The organism is Rhodovulum tesquicola, from assembly GCF_024128855.1.
Taxonomy (GTDB): domain Bacteria; phylum Pseudomonadota; class Alphaproteobacteria; order Rhodobacterales; family Rhodobacteraceae; genus Rhodovulum; species Rhodovulum tesquicola.
On record NZ_JAMYDV010000002.1, the window covers coordinates 192,006 to 209,457 of the forward strand.

General features: G+C 67.8%; 17 protein-coding genes. 9 read left to right on the forward strand and 8 right to left on the reverse strand.

The window, feature by feature from the left end; all coding sequences use genetic code 11:
* The first annotated feature begins 78 nt into the window (after positions 1–78).
* Positions 79–678: an outer membrane protein gene (locus NHN26_RS03410; protein ID WP_253088120.1), complete on the forward strand. Its 600-nt coding sequence runs from the start codon at positions 79–81 to the stop codon at positions 676–678.
* A gap of 19 nt (positions 679–697) precedes the next feature.
* Here the strand turns inward: NHN26_RS03410 and NHN26_RS03415 are convergent, their stop codons facing one another.
* Positions 698–2,086 carry a pyridoxal phosphate-dependent decarboxylase family protein gene (locus tag NHN26_RS03415; RefSeq protein WP_253088121.1) on the reverse strand — a complete coding sequence of 463 codons (1,389 nt, stop codon included), beginning with the start codon at positions 2,084–2,086 and terminating at the stop codon, positions 698–700.
* Positions 2,087–2,160: 74 nt separating this feature from the next.
* Positions 2,161–2,493 (reverse strand): MmcQ/YjbR family DNA-binding protein, encoded by a 333-nt coding sequence (locus NHN26_RS03420; protein WP_253088122.1) that lies wholly within the window; start codon positions 2,491–2,493, stop codon positions 2,161–2,163.
* Between the two features lie 108 nt (positions 2,494–2,601).
* Here NHN26_RS03420 and cysS point away from each other — a divergent pair, with 108 nt between their 5' ends.
* The 4 genes from cysS (at position 2,602) to NHN26_RS03440 (ending at position 7,331) form a co-directional block, all read left to right on the forward strand.
* Positions 2,602–4,032 (forward strand): cysteine--tRNA ligase, encoded by a 1,431-nt coding sequence (gene cysS / locus NHN26_RS03425; protein WP_253088123.1) that lies wholly within the window; start codon positions 2,602–2,604, stop codon positions 4,030–4,032.
* 190 nt (positions 4,033–4,222) lie between these two features.
* Positions 4,223–5,851, forward strand: a complete 1,629-nt coding sequence (gene cimA / locus NHN26_RS03430) for a citramalate synthase (RefSeq protein WP_253088124.1) — start codon at positions 4,223–4,225, stop codon at positions 5,849–5,851.
* Positions 5,851–6,567, forward strand: a complete 717-nt coding sequence (locus tag NHN26_RS03435; RefSeq protein WP_253088125.1) for a class I SAM-dependent methyltransferase — start codon at positions 5,851–5,853, stop codon at positions 6,565–6,567. The genes cimA and NHN26_RS03435 overlap by 1 nt, the downstream gene beginning before the upstream one ends.
* A complete protein-coding gene (locus tag NHN26_RS03440; protein ID WP_253088126.1) occupies positions 6,564–7,331 on the forward strand; it encodes a squalene/phytoene synthase family protein in 768 nt (255 codons plus the stop codon). The genes NHN26_RS03435 and NHN26_RS03440 overlap by 4 nt, the downstream gene beginning before the upstream one ends.
* 115 nt (positions 7,332–7,446) lie before the next feature.
* On the opposite strand, the gene NHN26_RS03445 is transcribed toward NHN26_RS03440, so the two are convergent.
* Positions 7,447–7,995, reverse strand: coding sequence for a YceD family protein (locus NHN26_RS03445; protein ID WP_253088127.1), 549 nt, complete (start codon positions 7,993–7,995; stop codon positions 7,447–7,449).
* Positions 7,996–8,077: 82 nt separating this feature from the next.
* Between NHN26_RS03445 and NHN26_RS03450 the strand changes: the two genes are divergently transcribed.
* Positions 8,078–8,542 (forward strand): outer membrane protein assembly factor BamE, encoded by a 465-nt coding sequence (locus NHN26_RS03450; protein WP_253088128.1) that lies wholly within the window; start codon positions 8,078–8,080, stop codon positions 8,540–8,542.
* A 27-nt stretch (positions 8,543–8,569) separates the two neighbouring features.
* Here the strand turns inward: NHN26_RS03450 and msrB are convergent, their stop codons facing one another.
* A complete protein-coding gene (gene msrB / locus NHN26_RS03455; protein WP_253088129.1) occupies positions 8,570–8,965 on the reverse strand; it encodes a peptide-methionine (R)-S-oxide reductase MsrB in 396 nt (131 codons plus the stop codon).
* 108 nt (positions 8,966–9,073) lie between these two features.
* On the opposite strand from msrB, the gene NHN26_RS03460 reads away from it, so the two are divergent.
* The 3 genes from NHN26_RS03460 to NHN26_RS03470 all read left to right on the forward strand — a co-directional run bounded on the left by NHN26_RS03460 (position 9,074) and on the right by NHN26_RS03470 (position 12,867).
* Positions 9,074–9,820, forward strand: a complete 747-nt coding sequence (locus tag NHN26_RS03460) for a GNAT family N-acetyltransferase (RefSeq protein WP_253088130.1) — start codon at positions 9,074–9,076, stop codon at positions 9,818–9,820.
* A 98-nt stretch (positions 9,821–9,918) separates the two neighbouring features.
* The gene (gene alaS / locus NHN26_RS03465; RefSeq protein WP_253088131.1) at positions 9,919–12,576 is read left to right on the forward strand and encodes an alanine--tRNA ligase; all 2,658 of its coding nucleotides are present in this window, start codon (positions 9,919–9,921) and stop codon (positions 12,574–12,576) included.
* A gap of 3 nt (positions 12,577–12,579) precedes the next feature.
* Positions 12,580–12,867: a DUF1330 domain-containing protein gene (locus tag NHN26_RS03470; RefSeq protein WP_253088132.1), complete on the forward strand. Its 288-nt coding sequence runs from the start codon at positions 12,580–12,582 to the stop codon at positions 12,865–12,867.
* 113 nt (positions 12,868–12,980) lie between these two features.
* Here the strand turns inward: NHN26_RS03470 and typA are convergent, their stop codons facing one another.
* The 4 genes from typA to NHN26_RS03490 all read right to left on the reverse strand — a co-directional run bounded on the left by typA (position 12,981) and on the right by NHN26_RS03490 (position 17,161).
* Entirely contained in the window at positions 12,981–14,801 is a 1,821-nt protein-coding gene (gene typA / locus NHN26_RS03475; protein ID WP_253088133.1) for a translational GTPase TypA, read from the reverse strand.
* 66 nt (positions 14,802–14,867) lie between these two features.
* Complete coding sequence (locus NHN26_RS03480; protein ID WP_253088134.1) at positions 14,868–15,203, reverse strand: DMT family transporter; 336 nt, start codon at positions 15,201–15,203, stop codon at positions 14,868–14,870.
* 19 nt (positions 15,204–15,222) lie between these two features.
* A complete protein-coding gene (locus NHN26_RS03485) occupies positions 15,223–15,828 on the reverse strand; it encodes a YitT family protein (RefSeq protein WP_253088135.1) in 606 nt (201 codons plus the stop codon).
* 118 nt (positions 15,829–15,946) lie between these two features.
* On the reverse strand, positions 15,947–17,161 hold the full coding sequence (locus NHN26_RS03490; protein WP_253088136.1) for an NADP-dependent isocitrate dehydrogenase: 1,215 nt from the start codon (positions 17,159–17,161) through the stop codon (positions 15,947–15,949).
* Positions 17,162–17,452 lie beyond the last annotated feature (291 nt).

Below are 17,452 nucleotides of genomic sequence, written 5' to 3' on the forward strand. Positions count from 1 at the left end.
TCGAGAGGCGCCGGTTCGGACGCCTGGCCCTTTATCGGGCCGAATTCCGAGGACGATAGAGAGGCAAGGAGAATTCCGATGAAGCTGAATCGTTTCACGCTTCCGCTGGCGTTGACTTTCGGCGCCGTTGCGGTCACCCCGGCGCTGGCCGGCAGCTACAGCCCCGCCCCGGCCGATCAGCCGGTCATTGCCGCGGCGCCCGTGCCGGTGCCTGCCCCGAGCGGCGATTGGGGCGGCGCCTATGCCGGTCTGCAACTGGGCTATGCCGATGTGAATGTCTCGGGTGCGAGCGGCGGCGATGGCGAGATCTATGGCTTTCATGTCGGCTATCGCTGGGACATGGGCACGCTGGTGACCGGCATCGAACTGGACTATGACCGCGCCGATATCGGCCTTGCGGGCGGCACCGAGGAGCTGGACGATGTCTGGCGGCTGAAGGGGCAGGTGGGTTACGACATGGGGTCGACCATGCTCTACGGCACGGCGGGCGCGGCGCGTGCCGGCACCTCGCTGGGCGACGAGACGGGCCCGTTCGTCGGTGTGGGGCTTGCCTGGCAGCCGTCGCCATCCTGGATCATCGGTGGCGAGGTTCTCTACCACGATTTCGACGAGTTCGGCTCCTCGGGTGTGGGTGGCGATGCCACCACCGCGACGCTGCGCGCGTCGTTCCGGTTCTGAACCGGGGGCCGGGGCGGCGTCAGGCCGCCCCGCTCACCTCCGCCAGCACGCGGGGCAGCATCATCACGTCCGCGCGCGTGCAGTCGAACGAGCCGACCTGCACCCGGATCACGAACCGGCCCTGATGCCGCGTCTGGGTCAGGTAGACGCGGCCGTCATCATTCACCCGTTTCAGAAGCGCCTCGGTCGCGGCATCGTCGCCAAGCGCGAAGGTGAACAGCGACAGAAGCGGCTCTGTCACGATCTCGAAGCCGGGCAGGGCGGCGATGGCGTCGCGCGCCTCGGCGGCCCAGGCGACATGGTTGCGGATGCGGGCGCGCAACCCCTCGAGCCCATAGGCGCGCAGCACGAACCACAGCTTGAGCGCCCGGAACCGGCGGCCCAGCGGCACCGTCCACTCGTTGAAATCGGTCACATCCGACTGGCCCAGAGTTTCCAGGTAATCGGGCCGCAGCCCCAGCGTGCGGACCTGCGGCGCGGGGTCGGCGAGGAACTGCACCGCGCAGTCGAACTGCACGCCCAGCCATTTATGCGGGTTCGTGACGATGGAATCGGCCCCGTCGATCCCCTGCCATAGCGGCCGGAATTCCGGGCAGATCATCGCCGAACCCGCCCAGGCGGCATCGACATGGGTGTAAAGGTCATGCGCCCGGGCGATGGCCAGCGTTTCCGCGACCCGGTCGATGGCGCCGATCCCGGTGCCGCCGACGCACAGGATCACGCCCGCCGGAAGGTAGCCCGCCGCCAGATCAGCCCGGATCGCGGCATCAAGCGCCTCGGGATCCATTGCATGGGTCGCGTCGGTCGGCACCTTGACCAGGTTCTCCTGCCCGATCCCCGACAGCCGCGCCGCCTTGTCGACCGAGGAATGGGTCTGGGCGCTGGCATAAAGCCTCAGCCGCTTCTGGCCCGACAGCCCCTGCGCATTGCCCGCCCAGGACAGCGCGCGCTCGCGCATCGTCAGCACGGCCGAGAGCGTGGCGGTGGTGGCGCTGTCATGGATCGTGCCGGTGAAGCGGGGGGCAAGCCCCAGCGCCTGGCGCAGCCAGTCGACCGTCACCTGTTCAAGTTCCGTGGCGGCGGGGGCGGTCTGCCAGAGCATGCATTGCGCGGCCATCGCATTGGCCAGTTGCTCGGCCAGCATGGAGGCGGGGGCGGCGTTCGCCGGGAAATAGGCGAAGAAGCGAGGATGCTGCCAATGGGTCATGGCATCGGGCACAAGCCGCTCGAAATCGGCCCAGATGGTTTCCATCGGCTCGGGCTGTTCGGGCGGCGCGGCGGGCAGGCGGGCGGCGGTGGCGCAGGGCGTTGTCTGCGCCCGCACGGGGCGGTCGCGCAGCCCCCGGTGATACTCGCGCGCCCAGTCGGCGGCGCGTTTCGACCAATGCGCCAGATCGTCGTGGTCCATCGCCCCTGTCTCCTGTCGGATGCCTCCGGCGGGGATATTTGGGGCCAGAAGAAGGGGCAAGGGGGCGCGGCGTCTCAGCCGAGGCTGTCGCGCAGGCGTCTGGGCAGGCTGGTGCGGATGGTGGCGTGGCTTTCGGTCAGGCGGTGGGCAAGGTCGGGATCGGAGGCGGGCAGCGCGATCCAGCCGCCGCGGGGCAGATAGGGGGCGCGGGTGGCGCGGCCGGTTTCGATCAGCATTTCGGCAAAGGCGGGATCGGGGCATTTGAGCGAGACGCGGCCCTGACCGAGGGCGAGGATCGCGAAGATCTTGCCGCCGAGTTTCCAGACCTCGGCCTCGGGGCCGAAGGGCTGGTCGCGCGTGGCGCCGGGCAGCGCGTTGCAGAAGGCGATGATCTGATCCTCGGTCATGCGGGCAGGGTGCCCCGTGGCGCGCGGTTGGGCAAGCCGGTCGGCATATTCCCATCGCGGCGCGGATATGCCAGAACCCGGCCCGGGACGCGCGCGAAGGACCACGCCATGACCGAGATCCGCCTATACAACAGCAGGACGCGCCGCAAGGAGACGTTCGAGCCCCTCGACCCCGCCAATGTGCGGATGTATGTCTGCGGGCCCACCGTCTATGACCGCGCGCATCTGGGCAATGCGCGGCCCGTGGTGACCTTTGACGTGCTGTTCCGGCTGTTGCGCCATGTGTATGGCGAGGGCGCGGTGACTTATGTGCGCAATTTCACCGATGTCGATGACAAGATCAACGCCGCCGCCCGGGCGCGGCGCGCGGCGGGCGATCCGCGGTCGCTGGAGGAACTGATCCGCGAGCGGACGGACGAGACCATCGGCTGGTATCACGCCGACATGGATGCGCTGGGGGCGCTGCGCCCGACCCGCGAGCCGCGCGCGACCGAGTGGATCGGGGCGATGATCGCCATGATCGAGGGGCTGATCGCCAAGGGTCATGCCTATGCGGCCGAGGGGCATGTGCTGTTCCGGGTGCGGTCCTATGCGGCCTATGGCGCGCTGTCGGGGCGGTCGGTCGACGACATGATCGCGGGCGCGCGGGTCGAGGTGGCGCCGTTCAAGGAAGACCCGATGGATTTCGTGCTGTGGAAGCCCTCGGACGACGAGTTGCCGGGCTGGGACAGCCCCTGGGGCCGGGGGCGGCCGGGCTGGCATATCGAATGCTCGGCCATGGCGCATGAATTGCTGGGGGCGTCCTTCGACATCCATGGCGGCGGCATCGACCTGCAATTCCCGCATCACGAGAACGAGATCGCCCAAAGCTGCTGCGCCCACCCCGAGGGCGGGTTTGCCCGGGTCTGGATGCATAACGAGATGCTGCAGGTCGAGGGCAGGAAGATGTCCAAGTCTCTGGGCAATTTCTTCACCGTCCGGGATTTGCTGGACCAGGGCGTGCCGGGCGAGGTGATCCGCTTCGTGTTCCTGTCCACGCACTATCGAAAGCCTATGGACTGGACGGCGGAGAAGGCGCGGGAGGCGGAGGCCGTGTTGCTTAAGTGGCGTAGGCAACTTGATGGCGTAGAAAGCACATCGCGCCCGTCGGCATTGCCAAATGGCGTTATGGCGGCACTTGCCGACGATCTGAACACGCCCCTTGCGATTTCGCGACTGCACGATCTTTCGAAACAAGGTGATTTGGAGCAGCTTTCTGCCGGGCTGGGCCTCCTCGGATTTGGTGATCAGTGGGAGGACAGGCTTTATCGCGATGTGGAAGCTGTCGTCACGCTTCATCCGTTCAAGGAACGTTTGGAAGCCGAGCGCGCGAGGGCACTGGAAAGCAAGGACTTCAAGGAGGTGGACCGGCTGAAGGCGGCGTTGCTTGCCGCCGGTGTAGAGGTGCGGATGAGCAAGTCGGGGGTCGAGTTAGTTCCGGGCAAGGGGTTCGATTTGGCTGGATTGGCTGCAATCGACGGTGCGGTGGAATGGGAATGATGGACCGCCCGAGCCGCATCGCCCGGCGGCACGCCGGGCAGCGCCCGACCCTCCCCCCGGGAGGGCGCCTTGATGACGTCCTGCGCCGAAGTGCTGGCATGGGCGGTTGCGCTGCCTCGCGCCGCCCGGCCGTCGCGGGCGCCCTCCCAGGCTCGGGCGCTACCCTCCTTTTCGACCGGATACCCGGCCGATGAAGGAACGCCTTTTCCTCTACGACACCACGCTTCGCGACGGGCAGCAGACGCAGGGGGTGCAGTTCTCGACCGACGAGAAATGCCGGATCGCGCGGACGCTGGACGCGCTCGGCGTCGACCATATCGAGGGCGGCTGGCCGGGTGCCAACCCCACCGACAGCGCCTTTTTCGAGACCGCGCCCAAGACCCGCGCGCGGCTGACCGCCTTTGGCATGACCAAGCGGGCCGGGCGGTCGGCCGAGAATGACGAGGTGCTGGCGGCCGTCCTGAACGCCAAGACCCGAAGCGTCTGCCTCGTTGGCAAGACCCATGATTTCCACGTCACGACGGCGATGGGCATCACGCTGGCCGAGAACGTCGAAAACATCGCGAAATCCATTGCCCATGTCGCGCGAGAGGGCCGCGAGGCGCTGTTCGACGCCGAACACTTCTTCGACGGCTGGAAGGCCGACCCGGCCTATGCGCTTGATTGCCTTGTGGCCGCGCATCTGGCGGGCGCGCGCTGGATCGTGCTGTGCGACACCAATGGCGGCACGCTGCCCCATGAGATCGGCGAGATCACGGCCGAGGTGATCGCCCGCGGCATCCCCGGCACGGCACTGGGCATCCACACCCATGACGATACCGGCAATGCGGTGGCGGGCAGCCTGGCCGCTGTCGATGCGGGCGCGCGGCAGGTGCAGGGCACGCTGAACGGGCTGGGCGAGCGGTGCGGCAACGCGAACCTGACCACGCTGATCCCGACCTTCCTGCTCAAGGAGCCCTATGCCAGCCGGTTCGAAACCGGCGTGACGGCAGAGGCGCTGACCGGGCTGACGCGGGCCTCGCGGCTTCTGGACGACATCCTGAACCGGGTGCCGCGCAAGGCGGCGGCCTATGTCGGCGCCTCGGCCTTTGCCCACAAGGCGGGGCTGCATGCCAGCGCCATCCTCAAGGATCCCGCGACCTACGAGCATATCGACCCCGCCCTTGTCGGCAATATCCGGGTGATCCCGATGTCGAACCAGGCCGGGCAGTCCAACCTGCGAAGGCGGCTGTCCGAGGCGGGGCTGGAGGTGCCCGAGGGCGATCCGCGGCTGGCGCTGATCCTTGACGAGATCAAGACGCGTGAGGGCGAGGGCTATTCCTATGACGGCGCGCAGGCCAGTTTTGAACTGGTCGCGCGGCGCATCCTCGACCGGCTGCCCGCCTTCTTCGAGGTCAAGCGCTACCGGGTGACGGTCGAACGGCGCAAGAACCGCTATGACCGGATGGTCAGCCAGTCCGAGGCGGTGGTGGTGGTCAAGGTGGGCGGCGAAAAGAAGCTCTCGGTCTCGGAAAGCCGCGATGCCGAGGGGCGCGACCGGGGGCCGGTCAACGCGCTCTGGCGGGCGCTGGCCAAGGATCTGGGCCTTCATCAGCCCTATATCGACGACATGAAACTGGTCGATTTCAAGGTGCGCATCACCAATGGCGGCACCGAGGCCGTGACCCGCGTCATCATCGACAGCGAGGACGGACAGGGGCGGCGCTGGGCCACGGTGGGGGTCTCGCCCAATATCGTCGATGCCAGTTTCGAGGCGCTTCTGGATGCGGTCGTGTGGAAACTGGTGCGCGACGGGGCGCCGGTATCGGGGAAAGCCTGATGGACATGGAAGCCTTCTTCACGCTTTACGACGACTTGCCCCGCAGCGGGCCGAGCGACGACGACAGCCTGGACTGGGCGCTGGCCCTTGCAGGCGTGCCCGCGGATGGCGCGATCTGCGATGCGGGCTGCGGGCCGGGGGCGGATATCGCGGCGCTGCTGGCCCATGTGCCGCGCGGCCGGGTCGAGGCGGTGGAGCTGCACCCCCATTATGCCGAACGGGCGACGGCGCGTTTCGCGGATGAGCCGCGGGTCCGGGTGCGGCAGGGCGACATGGGCGCGCTGACCGGTCCCTTCGATCTGATCTGGTCGGCCGGCGCGCTCTATTTCCTCGGTGTGACCGAGGGGCTGAGCCGCTGGCGCGCGGCGGTGGCCCCGGGTGGTGCGGTGGCGTTTTCCGTGGCCTGCTGGTTCACCGCGACGCCCTCGGCCCCGGCGCGCGCCTTCTGGGATCGGGAATACCCCCAGATCACAGACGCGGCAGGCATTGCGGCCCAGGTCGAGGCCGCGGGATACGCGGTCCTTGGTCAGCGCCCCCTGTCCGATGCGGCATGGGAGGGCTATTTCCAGCCGATGGAACGCCAGATCGCCACCCTCCGCCCCGGCGCGTCGGCCGCGCTTGCCGATGTGCTGGCGGCGGCCGAGGATGAGATCGCCACCTGGCGCGCCTGCCGGGCCGAATACGGCTATCTGCTGACCGTGGCCCGGCCGCGATGAGCCTCGATGCCTGCGCCGAGATCGTCCGGCGGGGCGATCCCGACCGCTTCCTCGCCTCGATGACTGCGCCGGTCGCGGCGCGCGAGCGGCTGCTGCCGCTTTATGCCTTCAATGTCGAGGTGGCGCGCGCGCCCTGGCTCACCGCCGAGCCGATGATCGCCGAGATGCGCCTTCAATGGTGGCGCGACGTGCTGGACGAGATCGCGCGCGGCGGCCCGGTCCGCCGCCACGAGGTCGCGACACCGCTGGCGCAGGTGCTCGATCCCGAGGGCGCAATTCTGCTCGATTCTCTCGTGGCCGCGCGCCGCTGGGATTGCACCCGCGCCCCCTTTGCCGATCAGGCGACGTTCGAGGCGCATATCGACGCCTGTTTCGGCACGTTGATGTGGGTCGCGGCGCGCGTGCTGGGCGCCGCAACGGGCGAGCGCGCCTTGCGCGACCTGGCCTTCGCCCAGGGCATCGCCGCCTGGCTCTTGGCGGTGCCGGATCTCGAGGCGCGCGGCCGCCTGCCGCTGGTCGATGGCCGTCCCGCAGCCGTCGCCGCGCTGGCCCGCCAGGGCCTTGCCCGGCTTGCCGCCGCCCGCCGCCAGCGCGCCGCGATTCCCCCCGCCGCGACCCCCGCCGCGCTGACCGCCTGGCGCGCGGGTGCGATCCTCGGCCGCGCCGCGGCCGATCCCACCCGCGTGGCCGACGGCCGGCTTGCCCCCTCGGAATTCCACCGCCGCGCGGGGCTGCTGATCCGCAGCCTGACCGGACGCTGGTAGCCCTCCACCCACGCCTGCCTTTTCTTCTTGGCCCAAATACCCAAAGGGCCGGGGGAGCAGCCCCCGGCCCCGGTCGCCTCGCGCAAGCGAGGCGAAACACGCAGTCCCACAACCGCTATTCGGCCCCGTCCCGCCCCTTCAGCCGGGCCAGCGCGGCAAAGGGTTTCGTGTCCTCGTCGCGCATCGCGGCCACCCCGGGCGGGCCAAAGCTGGCCTCGCCGGTTTCCGCCCCCTCGGCACGCGGATAGAGCGGCAGCGCCAGCGCCAGCGCCTCCTCGATCACCGCCAGCAGATCAAGCCGTTCGGGCAGGGGCTCCTCGCTGTCATCCTCGGGCATCTCGATCTCGCTGCCCGGGGCCGGGGGCGCGAGTCCCGCGCGGTAGACGCGCACGAGATCGGTCTCGACCCGCGTTGTCACCGGGGTAAGCGTCACCACGCAGGGCTGGACCACGGTCGCCCCCAGCCGCCCCGACAGCCGCCAGTCGCGCCGCGCCTCGGGCACCAGCTCGCCCCCGAAGCGCAGCTTTTTCAGCGCCAGCAGCCCCAGCCGCCCGGCCATCGCCGCGCGCTCCGAGGCGTCTGGTTCCAGTCGCAGCGATACCGGCGTGCGGCCCGGCAGCGCGGCGAGCCGGATCGTCGTGCCCGTGTGTTCGGTATCGGTCATGGCGACGTTCCTTCCTTGAACCCGGGTGGCTCTCTGATGTAAGCGGATTAGGAGGCAAGAGCCCTTGTGACAAGAGGTTGGCATGGCAAGGCCCCGGGCAGGTTCCGCCAGACTGGCGCTCGTCGTCGTTCTGTGCGCGTCGATTGCGGGCTGTTCCCCGATCATGCGCAAGAACGGCTACGCCCCCTCCGAGGAGGATCTGTCCGCAATTGTGGTGGGCGTGGATACCCGCGACAGCGTGGCCGAACTGGTCGGCACCCCCTCGGTCAATGGCGTGATGCGCGACGAGGCGTGGTATTACGTCGAGAACACCTGGAAGACGGTCGGCCCCCGCGCGCCCGAGAATATCGAGCGGCAGGTGGTGGCGATCTCGTTTGCCTCGAACGGCACGGTCGAGAATGTCGAACGCTTCGGGCTGGAACAGGGCCGGGTGATCGCGCTCAATCGGCGGGTGACCGAATCGAATGTCAAGGGCATCACCTTCCTCGGCCAGCTGTTCCGCAACCTTGGCAATTTTCGCGCCGAGGATGCTATCGGTCCGCGCTAGCCGCCCGGCCCCCAAAGATGGGGCGGTTCAGCCCCTTTCCTCGAAATTCAGCGCAACCCCGTTGATGCAGTAGCGCAGCCCCGTGGGCGCGGGCCCGTCGGGAAAGACATGGCCCAGATGGGCGTCGCAGCGGGCGCAATGCACCTCGGTCCGGGTCATGAAAAAGCTGCGATCCGTGGTTTCCCCCACCGCGTCCGGATCCGCGGGGCGGGTGAAGCTGGGCCAGCCCGTGCCGCTGTCGAACTTGTCTTCGGCATCGAAAAGGACCGCGCCGCAGCAGGTGCAGCGGAAACTGCCCGGCCGTTTCGGGAAATCGTCATGGGTAAAGGGCCGCTCGGTGCCGTGCCTGCGGGTCACCTTGTAGGCAAGGTCCGACAATTGCGCGCGCCATTCGGCATCGGTTCTGGTGATCTTCTGGGTCATCTTGCCTCGCGCGCCCTGTCCTTCAGTTGTCACAAATTCTGTGCTAACGCCGTCGTGAACATAGATAGTCGGACGCTCGCCGTCCGCCAGTCCGCGGGAGCGGTCACGATGCTGTCACTTCGCAGGGGACGATACGCCGCCCGCTTCGCCCAGACCCCGGACGATATCGAGGCCGCGCAGCGTCTGCGCTACCTGACCTTCCGCGCCGCGCCCGACGCCCCCGATGGGCTGGATGCCGATGCCTTCGACGCGCTCTGCCGCCATGTGCTGGTCGAGGAGGTGCGCAGCGGTGAACTTGTCTGCTGTTTCAGGCTCATGCCGCTCAAGGGCGGGGCCGAGATCGGGCAAAGCTATTCGGCGCAGTATTACGAGTTGTCGGCGCTGGCCGAGTTCGACGGGCCGATGGTCGAGATGGGGCGCTTCTGCATCCATCCCGACTGGCGCGATCCGGATATCCTGCGCGTCGCATGGGGAGCGATGACGCGCTTTGTCGACGAGACGGGCGTCGAGATGCTGTTCGGCTGTTCCTCCTTCAAGGGCACCGAGGCCGCGGCGCATATGGATGCCTTCGCGCTGCTGACCGAGCGCCATCTCGCCCCCCCGCGCTGGCTGCCGCGGGTCAAGGCGCCCAATGTCTTCCGCTTTGCCCAGCGGCTGCGCCGCCGCAAGCCGGATGCCAAGCGCGCCATGCTGGCAATGCCGCCGCTTCTGCGCAGCTACCTGGTGATGGGCGGCTGGGTTTCCGACCATGCGGTTGTCGATCGCGACCTGAACACGCTGCATGTGTTCACCGGGCTCGAAATCCGCGCGATCCCGCCCGCGCGCAAGCGGCTGCTGCGCGCCACCGCGGGCTGAGGGGGGCAGCCGGGCGCAGCGCCGCCTTGGCCATGGACAGCCCCCGCGCGCGGCGATACATCGGATCGGAAATCCCGAGACCCCGAGGCGCGACCGACATGCCCAGCCTGAACGACATCCGTTCGACCTTTCTGAGCTATTTCCAGAAGAACGGCCACGAGGTGGTCGAAAGTTCGCCCCTTTTGCCGCGCAACGACCCCACGCTGATGTTCACCAACTCGGGGATGGTGCAGTTCAAGAACCTGTTCACCGGGGTCGAGAAGCGCGACTACACCCGTGCCACCACCTCGCAGAAATGCGTCCGCGCGGGCGGCAAGCACAACGATCTGGACAATGTCGGCTATACCGCGCGGCATCATACCTTCTTCGAGATGCTGGGGAATTTCAGCTTCGGCGACTATTTCAAGGAAAACGCGATCCCCTATGCCTGGGAGTTGCTGACCCGCGATTTCGACATTCCAAAGGATCGTCTGCTGGTCACCGTCTATCACACCGATGACGAGGCCGCCGCGATCTGGAAGAAGGTCGCGGGCCTGCCCGACGAGCGGATCATCCGCATCCCCACCAACGACAATTTCTGGATGATGGGCCCCACCGGCCCTTGCGGCCCCTGCACGGAGATCTTCTTCGACCATGGCCCCTCGATCTGGGGCGGCCCGCCGGGCAGCAAGGACGAGGATGGCGACCGCTTCATCGAGATCTGGAACCTCGTCTTCATGCAGAACGAGCAGTTCGAGGATGGCAGCATGCGCGCCCTCGACATGCAGTCGATCGACACCGGCATGGGGCTGGAACGGATCGGCGCGCTGTTGCAGGGCAAGCATGACAATTACGACACCGACCTGATGCGCGCGCTGATCGAGGCATCGGCGCATGCGACCTCGTCCGAGCCGGACGGGCCGGGCAATGTCCACCATCGGGTGATCGCGGACCATCTGCGCTCGACCTCCTTCCTGATCGCGGACGGGGTGATGCCCAGCAATGACGGGCGCGGCTATGTGCTGCGCCGGATCATGCGCCGCGCGATGCGGCACGCGCATCTGCTGGGCGCGCAGGATCCGGTGATGCACCGGCTGGTGGGGGCGCTGGTGACCCAGATGGGCGCGGCCTATCCCGAACTGCGCCGCGCTCAGGCGCTGATCGAGGAGACGCTGAAGCTGGAGGAAACCCGCTTCAAGCAGACGCTCGATCGCGGGCTTCGCCTGCTGGACGACGAACTGGCCCGCCTGCCCGAAGGCGCGGCGCTGCCCGGCGAGGCGGCCTTCAGGCTTTACGACACCTATGGCTTCCCGCTCGACCTGACGCAGGACGCGCTGCGCGAGATGGGGCGCGGGGTCGATGTGGCGGGCTTCGACGCGGCCATGGCCGAGCAGAAGGCCAAGGCGCGCGCCAGCTGGGCCGGTTCGGGCGAGGCGAAGGAGGCGACCATCTGGTACGAGATCGCCGAGCGCGTCGCCCCGACCGAATTCCTGGGCTACGATACCGAGGTGGCCGAAGGGCAGGTGCTGGCGCTGGTCGTGGAGGGCGCCGAGGTGGCCTCGCTGTCCGAAGGCGCGACCGGCTGGCTGGTGGTCAACCAGACCCCGTTCTATGCCGAATCCGGCGGGCAGGTGGGCGATAGCGGCACATGGCTGAAACCCGATGCCTCGGGCGTGATCCATGACACCCAGAAGATGCCCGGCGGACTGTTCGCCCACAAGGTGACGCCCGCCAAGGGGGGGCTGTCGGTCGGCGACCCGCTGGAATTGCGCGTCGATCACGCCCGCCGTTCGGCGATCCGGGCCAATCACTCGGCCACGCACCTGCTGCACGAGGCGCTGCGCCAGACGCTGGGCGATCATGTCGCGCAAAAGGGCTCGCTGAACGCGCCCGACCGGCTGCGCTTCGACTTCTCGCATTCAAAGGCGATGAGCGCGCAGGAACTGGCCGCTGTCGAGAGCGAGGTCAACGCCTTCATCCGGCAGAACAGCCCCGTGGAAACCCGGATCATGACACCGGACGATGCCCGCGCCATCGGCGCGCAGGCGCTGTTCGGCGAGAAATACGGCGACGAGGTGCGCGTGGTCTCGATGGGCCGCGCGCCCACCGGCAAGGGGCAGGACGGCAACACCTGGTCGCTGGAGCTGTGCGGCGGCACCCATGTCGAACGCACCGGCGATATCGGGCTGTGCGTGGTGCTGGGCGACAGCGCCTCCTCGGCCGGTGTGCGCCGGATCGAGGCACTGACCGGGCAGGGCGCGCTCGACCACCTGATCGCCCAGCAGAACCGGCTGGCCGAGGTGGCCGAGGTGCTGCGCGCCCAGCCCGCCGACGTGGTGGCGCGGGTGCGGGCGCTGGTGGACGAACGCCGCGCGCTGGAAAACGAGGTGGCCACGCTCCGCCGAGACCTGGCGATGGCCGGTCCCGCCGGGGCGGCACCCGAGGCGCGTGAGGTGGGCGGCGTGCCCTTCCTCGCCCAGGTGCTGACGGGTGTCTCGGGCAAGGACCTGCCGCCGCTCATTGACGAGCACAAGGCCCGGCTCGGCTCGGGCGCGATCCTCCTGATCGCCGAGGCCGAGGGCAAGGCCGCGGTCGCCGCGGGCGTGACGGGCGACCTGACCGCCCGCGTCTCGGCCGTCGATCTGGTCAAGGCGGCGGTGGCCGAACTGGGCGGCAAGGGCGGCGGCGGGCGGGCCGACATGGCGCAGGGCGGCGCACGCGACATCGCCAATGCCGAGGCCGCGATCCGCGCCGCCGAAACCCTGCTGGAGGGCTGAGCGATGGGGGCCCTCTGGATCGCGCATGTCACCGTCACGGACCCCGACGCCTATGGCAAGTACGCCGAACTGGCCGGTCCCGCCATCGCCGCGCATGGCGGCACCTTCCTCGCGCGGGGCGGCCGTTTCGTGCAGCTCGAAGGCCGCGAGCGCCCGCGCAATGTCGTGGCGCGCTTTCCCAGCCTCGAGGCGGCGGTTGCCTGCTACAACAGCCCCGAATACCAGGCCGCGCTGGACCATGCCCGCGGCGCCTCGGAACGGGAATTGCTGGTCGTCGAAACCACCGACTGACGCAGGCCCCAGAAAGCAAGGCGCCGCACCCTTGAATGGGGCGCGGCGCCTTGTTTCTTCTTGGTCCAAATACCCACGCGCCGAAGGCGCCCGGCCCCGCAAGGGGCCGGAATTCAGCCCGCCGCGCGGGACTGGCGCTTGCGTTCGTGCGGATCGAGGAAGCGCTTGCGCAGACGGATCGCGCTGGGGGTCACCTCCACCAGTTCGTCATCGTCGATATAGGCGATGGCTTCTTCCAGGCTCATCCTGACCGGCGTGGTCAGCCGCACCGCCTCGTCCGTGCCGGAGGCGCGGATGTTGGTCAGCTTCTTGCCTTTCAGCGGGTTCACTTCCAGGTCGTTGTCGCGGCTGTGCTCGCCGATGATCATGCCCTCATAGACGGGCTCCTGCGCGCCGATGAAAAGCCGTCCGCGTTCCTCGAGATTGAACAGCGCGTAGGCCACCGAGACGCCGTTCTCCATCGAGATCAGAACGCCGGCCCGGCGCCCCGGGATCGGTCCCTTGAAGGGCGCCCATTCATGGAACACGCGGTTCAGAACGCCCGTGCCGCGGGTGTCGGTCAGGAACTCGCCGTGATAGCCGATCAGCCCGCGCGAAGGGACGTGGGCCACGATCCGGGTCTTGCCCGCGCCCGCGGGCCGCATTTCGACCATCTCGCCGCGGCGGGGGCCGCTCAGCTTCTCGATCACGACGCCGGAATAGTCGTCATCGACGTCGATGGTGACCTCTTCGACCGGCTCCAGTTTCTGGCCGTTCTCCTCGCGCATCAGCACCCGCGGGCGCGAGATCGACAGTTCGAACCCTTCGCGGCGCATGTTCTCGATCAGCACGCCCATCTGCAATTCGCCGCGGCCCGCGACCTCGAACGCCTCGCCGCCCGGCGTGTCGGTCACCTTGATCGCGACGTTCAGTTCGGCCTCTTTCATCAGCCGTTCGCGAATCACCCGCGATTGCACCTTCTTGCCCTCGCGGCCCGCCAGCGGGCTGTCATTGATGCCGAAGGTGACGGAAATCGTCGGCGGGTCGATGGGCTGGGCGGGCAGGGGTTCGGTCACGGCGGTCGCGCACAGCGTGTCGGCGACGGTGGCTTTCGACATGCCCGCAAGCGTCACGATATCGCCCGCCTCGCCCACCTCGATGGCGGTTTGCGACAGCCCGCGGAAGGCCAGCACCTTCGAGACGCGGAAGCGTTCCAGTTCCTCGCCGCTGCGCGACAGCGCCTTGATCGTGTCGCCCGCCCGCACCCGGCCCGATTCGATCCGGCCCGTCAGGATACGGCCGATGAAGGGGTCGGCCGACAGCGTCGTGGCCAGCATGCGGAAAGGTTCATCGACATGGGCCAACTGCTTCGGCGCGGGCACATGGTCGAGGATCAGGTCAAAGAGCGCATGCAGGTCCTTGCGCGGCCCGTCCAGCGTGAGATCGGCCCAGCCCGACCGGCCCGAGGCATACATATGCGGGAAATCGAGCTGTTCGTCATTCGCGCCGAGATTGGCGAAAAGGTCGAACACCTCGTCCAGCGCGCGGTCGGGTTCGGCCTCGGGCTTGTCGACCTTGTTCAGAACCACGATGGGACGCAGCCCCAGCGCCAGCGCCTTGGAGGTGACGAACTTGGTCTGCGGCATCGGCCCTTCGGCGGCATCGACCAGCAGCACGACACCATCGACCATCGACAGGATACGCTCGACCTCGCCGCCGAAATCGGCGTGGCCGGGGGTGTCGACGATGTTCACCCGATGCCCGTCCCAGTCGACCGAGGTGGCCTTGGCCAGGATGGTGATGCCGCGTTCGCGTTCCAGATCGTTGGAATCCATCGCGCGTTCGGCCACCGCCTGATTCTCGCGGAAGGAACCGGATTGCTTCAAGAGCTGGTCCACAAGCGTCGTCTTGCCGTGGTCCACATGCGCGATGATCGCGATGTTGCGAATGTCCATGGGTTTGGCCTCTGGGGGATTTGCGCTGCGGATAGTGGCTTTTGCCCCAAAAGGCCAGCACCAATGCTAATGCGCCGCGCTTTTCGAGAACAGGTGGATCACCAGGATGCCCGCAAGGATCAGCGCCATGCCCAGAACCGCGGGCAGGTCGATGCGCTGGCCGAAGACCCACCAGCCGATCAGTGCGATCAGGACGATCCCCAGCCCCGACCAGACGGCATAGGCGATGCCGACGGGAATTGTCTTGAGCGCGTGCGAGAGCAGGTAGAAGGACAGCGCATAGCCCAGCACGACGATGACCGAGGGCAGAAGCCGGGTGAATTGCTGGCTGGCCTGCAAGGCCGAGGTCGCGATGGTTTCGGTCAGGATGGCCACGAGAAGGAAAATGTAGGATTTCGGCATGGGGCTGTGTCCTGATTGCCTAGCGGGCGATATAGCGGTCGCGACGGTGGTTGGTGGCGATGATGACATTCAGCACGACCGCCCCGATCAGCGACCAGAGCAGGGTCAGTGGCGCGATCACGGCTGCGGCCAGCGCAAAGACCGCCGCGTCGAAGCCAAGCTGCACCCAACCCGCGCGAATGCCATGCCTGTCCTGCAGCCAGACCGCCACGATGCCGACGCCGCCAAGGCTTGCCCCATGGCGGAAAAGCGCAAGCAGCCCCGCGCCCGCGGTCACGCCTGCCAGGATCGCGGCCGCGAGCGGCTGAACGGGGCCAAGGCTCATGACATGGGGCAGCGTTTCCGTGAACAGCGAGAGAAGACCCACCGCCGCAAGGGTCTTGAGCGTGAAGGCCCGCCCCATGCGGCGCAGCGCCAGCAGGTAGAAGGGCAGGTTGAGCGCGAAGAAGACGGCGCCGAAGGACCATCCGGAGGCATAGGAAGCCACCAGCGCCAGCCCCGCGATCTGGCCGGTGACCAGCCCCGCTGCACTGAGCAATTGCACCGAGATCGCCACCAGAAGCGTGCCGACGATCAGCCCCTGAGCGTCGTCAAGCAGGCTGTGGCGGGGAACGGAAAGCTGCATGATCCGGAAATGCCGTTGCCGGACGGAATTGTCCAGCCGGATGGCGTCCCCGGGGGGCCGCATGCCCTGACGACATGCGGCCCGGTCTTCGGGTGGGCGGGTGCGACCCGCCCGCGCCTCAGCCCGCCAGCGCCCTGTTCAGGTTCTCGTCCACCTTCTCCAGAAAGCCCATGGTGGTCAGCCATTTCTGGTCCGGCCCGACCAGCAGCGCCAGATCCTTGGTCATGTCGCCCGCCTCGACCGTTTCGACCACCACCCGTTCCAGCGTCTCCGCGAAATGGGCGAGCCGCTCGTTGCCGTCCAGCTTGGCGCGATGCTTCAGCCCGCCCGTCCAGGCGTAGATCGACGCGATGGAATTGGTCGAGGTCTCTTCGCCCTTCTGGTGCTGGCGGTAGTGGCGGGTGACGGTGCCGTGCGCGGCCTCGGCCTCGACGATCTTGCCGTCGGGCGTCATCAGCTGGCTGGTCATCAGCCCCAGCGAGCCGAAGCCCTGCGCCACGGTGTCGGACTGCACGTCGCCGTCATAGTTCTTGCAGGCCCAGACGAAGCCGCCATTCCACTTCATCGCGCAGGCGACCATGTCGTCGATCAGGCGGTGTTCATAGGTGATGCCCTTGGCCTTGAAGCGGTCGGCGAATTCCTCGTCGAACACCTTCTGGAACAGGATCATGAACTGGCCGTCATACTGTTTCAGGATGGTGTTCTTGGTCGACAGGTAGAGCGGCCAGCCCATGCTGAGCGCGTAGTTCATCGAGGCCCGCGCGAAGTCGATGATCGACTGGTCGAGGTTGTACATGCCCATGTAGATGCCCGAGGACGGCGCCTTGTAGACCTCTTCCTCGATCACCGTGCCGTCCTCGCCCACGAATTTCAGGCTCAGCGTGCCGGGGCCGGGAAACCTGATGTCGGTGGCGCGATACTGGTCGCCGAAGGCGTGGCGGCCGATCACGATGGGCTGGGTCCAGCCGGGCACCAGGCGGGGGACGTTGCGGCAGATGATCGGGGCGCGGAAGACGACGCCGCCCAGGATGTTGCGGATCGTGCCGTTGGGCGATTTCCACATCTTCTTGAGGCCGAATTCCTCGACGCGCGCCTCGTCGGGGGTGATCGTGGCGCATTTCACGCCGACGCCGACCTCCCTGATCTTCTCGGCGGCGTCGATGGTGATCTGGTCGTCGGTCCGGTCGCGTTCCTCTATGCCGAGGTCGTAATACAGAAGGTCGACATCGAGATAGGGCAGGATCAGCTTCTTCTTGATGAAGTCCCAGATGATCCGGGTCATCTCGTCGCCGTCGAGCTCGACGACCGGGTTGTCGACTTTGATCTTCGTCATGTGGCCCCTCGTTCAGGATTGCGGGAATCGCGCATCGTTCGGGTCATAGCCGATTTCACCGGTTCAGGCCAGAGCGGTATGCGTTGGTATACCGTGGTAGTCCCGCGGGGCAATCGCGGTCGCGGGCGGCCGCGAGATCGGTCCACGCATCGACCTGATCGCGCGGTTCTGCGGCGCCCGGCCCGCCGGGACAGGCGCGCGACCTGGCGCGAGGCCCCGCATTGCCCGAGCCGCTGCCCATGCCAACGCTCCAGCCCCCGGCGGCCTGCCGCATGCCTCGGCCGCCCCTGG

Bases quoted from the DNA above. Each gene is read 5' to 3' on its own strand.
- NHN26_RS03410 (WP_253088120.1), top strand. From the start codon at position 79: ATGAAGCTGAATCGTTTCACGCTTCCGCTGGCGTTGACTTTCGGCGCC.
- NHN26_RS03415 (WP_253088121.1), bottom strand. From the start codon at position 2,086: ATGGACCACGACGATCTGGCGCATTGGTCGAAACGCGCCGCCGACTGG.
- NHN26_RS03420 (WP_253088122.1), bottom strand. From the start codon at position 2,493: ATGACCGAGGATCAGATCATCGCCTTCTGCAACGCGCTGCCCGGCGCC.
- cysS (WP_253088123.1), top strand. From the start codon at position 2,602: ATGACCGAGATCCGCCTATACAACAGCAGGACGCGCCGCAAGGAGACG.
- cimA (WP_253088124.1), top strand. From the start codon at position 4,223: ATGAAGGAACGCCTTTTCCTCTACGACACCACGCTTCGCGACGGGCAG.
- NHN26_RS03435 (WP_253088125.1), top strand. From the start codon at position 5,851: ATGGACATGGAAGCCTTCTTCACGCTTTACGACGACTTGCCCCGCAGC.
- NHN26_RS03440 (WP_253088126.1), top strand. From the start codon at position 6,564: ATGAGCCTCGATGCCTGCGCCGAGATCGTCCGGCGGGGCGATCCCGAC.
- NHN26_RS03445 (WP_253088127.1), bottom strand. From the start codon at position 7,995: ATGACCGATACCGAACACACGGGCACGACGATCCGGCTCGCCGCGCTG.
- NHN26_RS03450 (WP_253088128.1), top strand. From the start codon at position 8,078: ATGGCAAGGCCCCGGGCAGGTTCCGCCAGACTGGCGCTCGTCGTCGTT.
- msrB (WP_253088129.1), bottom strand. From the start codon at position 8,965: ATGACCCAGAAGATCACCAGAACCGATGCCGAATGGCGCGCGCAATTG.
- NHN26_RS03460 (WP_253088130.1), top strand. From the start codon at position 9,074: ATGCTGTCACTTCGCAGGGGACGATACGCCGCCCGCTTCGCCCAGACC.
- alaS (WP_253088131.1), top strand. From the start codon at position 9,919: ATGCCCAGCCTGAACGACATCCGTTCGACCTTTCTGAGCTATTTCCAG.
- NHN26_RS03470 (WP_253088132.1), top strand. From the start codon at position 12,580: ATGGGGGCCCTCTGGATCGCGCATGTCACCGTCACGGACCCCGACGCC.
- typA (WP_253088133.1), bottom strand. From the start codon at position 14,801: ATGGACATTCGCAACATCGCGATCATCGCGCATGTGGACCACGGCAAG.
- NHN26_RS03480 (WP_253088134.1), bottom strand. From the start codon at position 15,203: ATGCCGAAATCCTACATTTTCCTTCTCGTGGCCATCCTGACCGAAACC.
- NHN26_RS03485 (WP_253088135.1), bottom strand. From the start codon at position 15,828: ATGCAGCTTTCCGTTCCCCGCCACAGCCTGCTTGACGACGCTCAGGGG.
- NHN26_RS03490 (WP_253088136.1), bottom strand. From the start codon at position 17,161: ATGACGAAGATCAAAGTCGACAACCCGGTCGTCGAGCTCGACGGCGAC.